Raw genomic sequence first — 4,170 nt, 5'->3', positions numbered from 1 at the left:
GCGTCGCCGCCATCCTGCCCGCCTCTTGCCAAATGACAAAAGTCAGTTCGAAACCCGCCATCCTCCAAAAATCCATTCAGTAAGTCGTAATACGAGTAATAGCCAAAATCGCTGATGTATTTGCCATTGATCGAATAACAATACGCGGCATTCGGGCTATTCCAGCGCACTGGCGTAAACGTCCCATCCGCTCGCCGGCCGGGCGTCCCACCCTTGACTTGCTTGATAATGTGGATATTGGACGGCGTATGCACCACCGCATCCATCAACACCAAATTGCGCTGATTGCTGTCATAGCAAATAGAACCATCCTCGCGCCGCAGTACCATGCCCCAGCGCCCGGCAACCGTGTTCGGCGTCCGACAGAACACCAAGACTTGCGGCTGGTGATTCGGATAGACCGCCAGCGTGATTTCCCAGCGCCCCGGCCCCGCGCCCTGCACCCCGACAATGCCGGCCCAGCCGCCGGAACGGCGAATGAACGGCAACGGCTCATACGGGCAGCTGACGTAGTAACGCAGCGTATACAGCGCCTTCATGAAGTCGTACCACTGAGGCACAATGCCGCTCGGCGTTCCCGTCACCGCGTTGAATTGCGCCACGCCGGCAAAGACCAGCGAATACGTCCGGTCGCTGACGACAATGCCGCCATTGCCATTTCGGACCATGAAACCATGCTGGCTCATCGAACAGACATCACATAAAGGGTTGTCGGCGCGACGTCGCCCGTCTGCTGCCACCAACGCACGACGGGATGGCCATGGCTGTAATCCATCCCGACACCGTGCATGCGCCTGCGGCCGCCGCCAATCGTCGGCCCGTAAATCTGCGTCACCCCCAGGGCGAAGCCGGCAAGCTCAGGGTAGGCCCGCTCGCCGTTGCCGCCGCCCAGGTAAATCACATCGACCAGGCTGCTCGCCATTGAATCGGTATGCAGCATCGCCCGGCCGCCCGCATCTTTCACCATCAATCCATGACTGCTCATGCTGACAAATCCCCAATCTTGACGCGCTCGACGCCGTTTTCATCGAACACGCGAATCACCCGATTACTGATTTCCGTCCGCGCGCCGCCGTCGCCGCTGCTGATCGACACATTGCCGCCGTTGTCCACGCTGAATCGGCCGCCACCCATATTCATGTTGCCGCCACGGATCGACGCGGCGTAGAGCGCCACCTCGGCGCGCACTTCGCCCGCCGAAATCTTGCTGGCCGACATCGTGCCATCTAGGATCAGATCCCCCGCGATGCCGACCGCCGACCGGCCGCCAATGCTGCCCACCGTGAACACCTGGCGCACGCCCTCGCCATCCGGTTGCGCCACATAGAACTTGTCGGCCAACACGGCGAATTCGCTGCCGTTCGCCCCGTTGTTCAGCGCCAGGCCACTGGCGAAGGTCTTGCCGTTCGCCGTGCGGGTAATCTGAACCGACCATTTCCCCATCAGGCCATCCACGCTCTTGGCCTGCTGCGTAATCGTCGCTTCGGCGTCGCCGACGCGGGTAGACATCTGGTCCAGACGCTGCGCCAGCGAACCGCTGGAGCCGGTCGCGGCTTGCAGTTCCTGGCGCACCGTCGCCAGCCCCGAATCCGTCTTGCTGGATAGCGTCTTGATGTCGGCCGCCATCGCATCATCGGCTTTGGCCCGTGCCGTCTGCTCTTGCAACAAGCCGGCCTGCGTCGTTTGCTGGGCGGACTCATGCTTGGCTGTCAACTGGTCCAGCCGCTTGGCCAGCGCGCCACTAGCCCCCGTCGCCGTCTGCAACTCCTGCCGCACCGTCGCCAAGCCGCTATCGGTCTTGCTGGATAGCGTCTTGATGTCGGCCGCCAGCGAATCGTCCGCCGTCGCCCGCGCCGTTTGCTCTTGCAGCAAACCCGCCTGCGTCGTCTTTTGCGCGGCCTCATGCTTGGCCGTCAGCTGGTCCAGCCGTTGCGCCAGCGAGCCGTCCGGGCCGGTCGCGGTTTTGAGTTCCTGGCGCACGGCCGCAAAGTCGGATTGCGTGCGGCTGGCCAGCGTCTTGACGTCGCTGGCGATGGCGTTGTCCGCCTCAGCCCGCGCCGTCTGTTCCTGCACCAGATCGGCCCGCGTGTCGCCCAGCTTGGCCGACAGCTCCAGCCGCGCCGTCGCCTCCTGGCGCAGCGCGGTGGACGTAGTCTTCAGCTCTTGTTTCGCCAGCGCTCGATGTCGGGCCTGCGTGTCGCCCAACTGGTCGCTGGTCAACACCGACTGCATCGCCGCATCGATGGCCGATTCCGCCAGCTTGGCGGCGTGGTCCACCTCCGCAGTGATGTTGGCCGCTTTTTCAATCGGCTTGCGCAACTCGTCGGCCAGCTCGCTACCGCTGATGCCCCCTTGCAGTTGTTGCAGCAACAGTGACGGGTCGCGGATGGTCGCCGCATCGGCGCGGGCGCGCGGCGACACATTGCCCCACCCGTCTGTGACTTGCAGCCAGTAGTAGTAATGCACGCCCAGGCCGACGCCGTGGTGCGTGTAGCTGTTTACCGGATAGGCCCGGTCGCACAGCGGCGTCGGATTGCCGTCGTTGGCGTCGGTGCTGTAGAACAACTCGGCCCCGATCAGCTCGGGCGCACCTGCCGGATAGCGCCATGTCAGTTCAATCTTCATCGGACCGCCCACGGCCGACAGCGCCGGCATCGGCGGCGGCGTGGTATGGCCGCGCGCGTTGACCTTGCCCAGCGCCGGGATGCTGCGCAGGCCGGTGGCTGATACGCTGGACACCCGCACTTGCCAGACGCCCGGCAACAGCCCTTCTAGCTCGGCGTGATTGGCGGATTGTTCCGGCAGCTCGCGCCAGTTGCCGTTTTCCTCGCGGTAGGCGACGACATAGCCCCGTAGGTAGGGATGATTGACCGCCGGCCAATCGACTTCCAACCGCACCGCGCGGCGGCCGTCGCCGGTCAGGTAGGACACCTCGCGCAGCGCCACCGCGCCGACAGCCGGAATCTGTGACGGATCGGGCAAGCTCGATGTCGGCGGCTGCTCGATGTACAGCCCCTGCTCGATGGCCGCCCACTTGTTCGGGTTGTGCTGCAAGCCGCTAATCTCGTAGATACCTGGCTCGCGCTCGCGCTTGGACACGCAGCGCCAGATAGTCGGCTGCAAATTGGTCCCGATCAGCGCCCAGGTCGTGCCCTCCACCGGCTGCGCCGGGAACGGCGCGACCAGTTGCAGGCGGTCTGTCTCGCCCTCTTTGACCACCACGCCGCGTTGCACCAGCTGGCCGTCTGGCATCGGGCATTCCAGGCTATAGGCGATACCGGCATCCAGCATGACCGGCGCGTCCAGCGTCACCGTCTTGCCCTTCACCGCCAGCAGCCGGCCGCCCATCCGCCGCCCGGCTACCGTTGGGTCAAACACCGTGAACAACTCGCCCGGCAGCAAATCGGCCGCGTACAGGCCAGCCCCGAAATTGCACAGCTCCGTTTCGGTCTGCGCGGTTTCCAAGATGTAGCGCCCCAGCTGCTGCGCCTGCGCGCGGCTGGTACAGCCGACCGCGACCACTTCGGCCGGCTGGTAGCCGTAGCGCGCCAGCCCCTCGGCCTCCTCGACGTATTCAATCGACCGTTTCCAGCCATCCGCCGGATCGACAAACGACACGCTGGCCACCGTATACCTGTCCGATTGCTCGGTGCTGGTATAGGTGAAGCGGCCATCCAGCACATTGGCCGGCGCGAAGTGCTTGCCGGGCGTGTCGCCGGGAATGTCGGCGACAACGCGGATGCCGCCCGCCGACGGAATGACTTTGCCGCAGAACACCGACGCCATGTCTTGCAGCGCCTTCCAGGCGTCCGCGCCGTCGCCGTGATAGCCGTTCATTTCGAAGCGGCGACGCATGCCGCCGGCTCCGTCGCTGACAAGCTGGTCGCACCATTGGCCGATGCGGTACAAGTCCCACTTCCACGCCCCATCGCCCGGCAAATTGATGTTGAACCGCTCGTCGGTGGCGAAGGTGTACAAGCACCAGGCCGGATTGCTGGAATGCGCCGGCTTGAATGTGCCGTCCCATGCGCCGCTATACGTCCCGGCGGCGGGATCGTAGTTGCTCGGCACCTGCAACACCGACAGATTCCATTCACTGGTGATTTCCGGCAGCGCGCTGAACTGCCTGGCGTCGAATGTCACCCCAAGCAAGGCATAGCCCGGATAGCT

Annotated in this window: 3 protein-coding genes; all 3 read right to left on the bottom strand. The window is 64.4% G+C overall.

What is annotated here, in order from left to right; all coding sequences use genetic code 11:
- A partial coding sequence (locus VL52_RS22660; RefSeq protein ID WP_046159166.1) for a hypothetical protein occupies window positions 1–686 on the bottom strand: 686 nt, incomplete at its 3' end.
- Window positions 683–985, bottom strand: a complete 303-nt coding sequence (locus tag VL52_RS22655; RefSeq protein WP_144410389.1) for a hypothetical protein — start codon at window positions 983–985, stop codon at window positions 683–685. The genes VL52_RS22660 and VL52_RS22655, both read right to left, overlap by 4 nt.
- On the bottom strand, window positions 982–4,170 hold a 3,189-nt coding region (locus VL52_RS22650; RefSeq protein ID WP_046159164.1), incomplete at its 5' end, for a phage tail protein. The genes VL52_RS22655 and VL52_RS22650, both read right to left, overlap by 4 nt.

Origin of the sequence: Chromobacterium vaccinii, assembly GCF_000971335.1 — a bacterium.
GTDB lineage: Bacteria > Pseudomonadota > Gammaproteobacteria > Burkholderiales > Chromobacteriaceae > Chromobacterium > Chromobacterium vaccinii.
This window is presented reverse-complemented; position numbering and strand designations above follow the sequence as displayed.